This window comes from Inquilinus limosus MP06 (assembly GCF_000767795.1).
GTDB lineage: Bacteria > Pseudomonadota > Alphaproteobacteria > DSM-16000 > Inquilinaceae > Inquilinus > Inquilinus limosus_E.
In genome coordinates this window covers 1-3,212 of the sequence record NZ_JANX01000650.1, presented here as the reverse complement: position 1 = coordinate 3,212, position 3,212 = coordinate 1, and the positions used below count along the sequence as shown (strand labels likewise).

Below are 3,212 nucleotides of genomic sequence, written 5' to 3'. Positions count from 1 at the left end.
CGGTCGGCGATGCGCTGCAGCGCCCGCTGCGCCGCCACCAGGGCTCGCTCGGCGCCGCGGTCGCCGGACAGCTCCGAGAGCGCGGCGGTGACGCCCTCCATCACCTTCTCGCGGTGCTGCAGCAGGGCCCGGCGCTCGGCCAGCTGCGCCTCCTCGCCCGGCTCCGGCGCCAGAGCCTCCAGCTCCTCGACCGAATGGCGCAGGAAGCCTTCCTCGGCCTGGGCCCGCTCGGCCTCCGCCAGGGCGTCCTCCTGCCGCCGCAGGGCGCCGCGCCAGGTCTCCCAGGCTTCGGCGCAGGCGGCAGCGAGCGCCCCGGCGCCGGCATAGGCGTCCAGCACCTCGCGATGGGTGCGGGGATCGAGCAGGCCCTGGGTGTCGAACTGGCCGTGCACCTCGACCAGCCCGGCGCCGATCTGGCGCAAAAGGCCGATCGACACCGGCTGGTCGTTGACGAAGGCGCGGCTGCGGCCATCGGCGCCGACGCTGCGGCGCAGCACCAGCGTGTCGTCGACCGGCAGGTCCTGGGCGGCGAGGAGGCCCTTCACCGGATGATCGTCGGGCAGCAGGAACTCGGCGCTGACGGTCGCGGCGTCCGCCCCGTGCCGCACCAGCCCGGCCTCGCTGCGGCCGCCGAGGGCGAGGCCCAGCGCGTCGAGCAGGATCGACTTGCCGGCCCCGGTCTCGCCGGTCAGCGCCGACAGGCCTTCGGCAAAGCCGAGCGAGAGCTGTTCGATCAGAACGACATTCCTGATCGAAAGTCCGGCCAGCATGGGATCAGAAGAGCGACTCGAGGGTGCGGTCGAAGAAGTCCTTCTCGTCGGGCGGCCGGATGCCGGACCCGGTCAGCGTCACATAGGCGTCCTGGTACCAGGGGTCGCCCGGATAGTTGTGGCCCAGCACCGCCGCCACGTGCCGGGCCTCATCCTTCAGGCCGAGCGCGACATAGGCCTCGACGAGGCGCTCCAGCGCCTCCGGCACCTGGCTGGTGGTCTGCCAATTCTTGATCACGCTGCGGAACCGGTTGATCGCCGCGTTGTACTCGCCCCGCTTCAGGTAGAAGCGGCCGATCGACATGTCTTTGCCGGCGAGCTGGTCGTAGGTCAGGTCCAGCTTCAGCTTGGCGTCGCGGGCGTAGTCGCTGTTCGGGAAGCGGGTGATGACGTCGTTCAGCGCGTTGGTGGCCAATTGGGTGATGCGCTGGTCGCGCTCGACATCCGAGATCCGGTCGTAATAGCACAGCGCCTTGAGATAATAGGCGTAGGCCAGCTCCTCGCTGCCCGGATGCAGGCTGATGAAGCGGTCCAGCGCCACGGTCGCGCCGTCATAGTCGCCGCGCTTGTAGCTGGAATAGGCCGACATCAGCTGGGCCTTGGTCGCCCAGCTCGAATAGGGGTGCTGCCGCTCGACCTCGTCGAACCGGGACGAGGCGGTCTTGAAGTCGTTGTCGTCGAACGCCTGCTGCGCCTGGGAATAGAGCGCCTCCGGCGGCTGATCCGCGGCGGGCTTGTCCTTGTCGGAGGAGGAACCGCCGCAGGCGGTGAGAAGAACGGCCGGCAGGACGAGCCCGACCCGCGCCAGGTGGCGAAACTGCAGACGCTTGTTCACTCGATCATCGCCTTCGGTTCTGTCCGGGCCCCTATATACCCACCCCGAACGCGAATGGCGAGACGCCTTCCCGCAGACGGACGCACGCCGCCCTTCCGCGAGAATCGGGGAAGAGCGGCGGCGGCAAGCGGAACGGGATCAGGCTGCGTTGGCGGTGGGCAGCGAAGCGGCGGCGGCCGCGGGCCGGGCCCAGGGCTCGGCCGCGGTCTCGGCGCCGAAGCTGGTGTCGTAGCACCAGGCGGTGTCGTCGGCGAACAGGGCCCGCAGCAGCTGGTTGTTCAGCGCGTGGCCGGCCTTGTAGCCATGGAAATGGCCGAGGATCGGGGCGCCGGCGAGGTACAGGTCGCCGATCGAATCGAGGATCTTGTGGCGCACGAACTCGTCCTCGTAGCGCAGGCCCTCGGCGTTCATCACCCGGTCGCCATTGACCACGATCGCGTTCTCCAGCGACCCGCCGCGCGCGAGGCCGTGGCGGCGCAGCGCCTCCACCTCCTGGGCGAAGCCGAAGGTGCGGGCGCGGGCGATCTCGGTCTTGAAGTTGCCATTCGCCAGCCGGATCAGGCCTTCCTGATGCGCGATGGCGCGGCTCGCGAAGTCGATCTCGAAGCTGAAGGTGGTGCTGGCCGACGGCGTCAGCCGGGCCCAGCGGTCCTCGGCCGTCACCTCGACCGGGCGCAGCACGCGGATGCTGCGGCGCAGCGCCGGCTGGCTGACCAGCCCGGCGCATTCGATCAGGAACACGAAGGGGGCGGCGCTGCCGTCCATGATCGGCACTTCCGGGCCGTTCAGCTCGACCACGGCGTTGTCGACGCCGCAGCCGCGCAGCGCAGCCATCAGATGCTCGATGGTGCCGACCGCGACGCCCTGGGCGTTGCTGATGACGGTGCACAGACGCGTGTCCGTGACCTTGTCCCAGCGCGCGGTGATGCTGCGCCGGCCCTGGGGGACGTCGGTGCGCACGAAAACGATGCCGGTGTTGATCTCACCGGGGCGCAGCACCATGGTGACGTCCTGGCCGCCATGCAGGCCGACGCCGGTGCACTTGATCGCGGTCTTCAGCGTCTTCTGCGTTGCCGCACCCGATTCCGCCGAGATGTGAGCCACGATGGAGGTGTCCTTCGCTTCGCTTTACATGCACTTCGCGCTGCAAAGTGCTGATTGAGCGTCCCTTTCGGGACGAAGGCACCCTAGACCGGCTGGCGCGCCAGAAAAAATCACACTTTGTTTCGATGTGTTACGCGGGCGCATTGCGGTCAGATCCCAACCGAAGCAATGACTTAGCCGCGCTCCTGTTCCCGGCGGATGCCGGCCCCACGAACCGCGTCAACCGGCGGGAATCGACTCGCTACCCGGCCCTTGCTGATAGGCCGGGGCTGCCGTCACGGCAAGGCCGGGCGCACACGGCGCATAAAAAAGCCGCCCGCGGAGGCGGGCGGCGAGAGCACATCAAGATCCCCACCGGCCGCGAGGGGAGCATGCGGCCGGTGGATGGAAGCGGACGGACCGGCCTCAGTTCGCCTGGCGGCGGAGGAAGGCCGGGATGTCGAGCGCGTCCTCGTCGCTGCGCGGCAGCGGGGCGCGGCCGGCATCGATCGCCAGGCGCTGCT

The 3,212-nt window shown here is 69.4% G+C and carries 3 protein-coding genes; all 3 read right to left on the bottom strand.

What is annotated here, in order from left to right; all coding sequences use genetic code 11:
• Positions 1–770: AAA family ATPase (locus P409_RS30230; RefSeq protein WP_034847163.1), on the bottom strand; the 770-nt coding region annotated here is incomplete at its 3' end.
• A gap of 4 nt (positions 771–774) precedes the next feature.
• Positions 775–1,605, bottom strand: a complete 831-nt coding sequence (locus P409_RS30225) for an outer membrane protein assembly factor BamD (RefSeq protein ID WP_238578807.1) — start codon at positions 1,603–1,605, stop codon at positions 775–777.
• A gap of 138 nt (positions 1,606–1,743) precedes the next feature.
• Positions 1,744–2,709 (bottom strand): UDP-3-O-acyl-N-acetylglucosamine deacetylase, encoded by a 966-nt coding sequence (gene lpxC / locus P409_RS30220; protein WP_052121585.1) that lies wholly within the window; start codon positions 2,707–2,709, stop codon positions 1,744–1,746.
• Positions 2,710–3,212 lie beyond the last annotated feature (503 nt).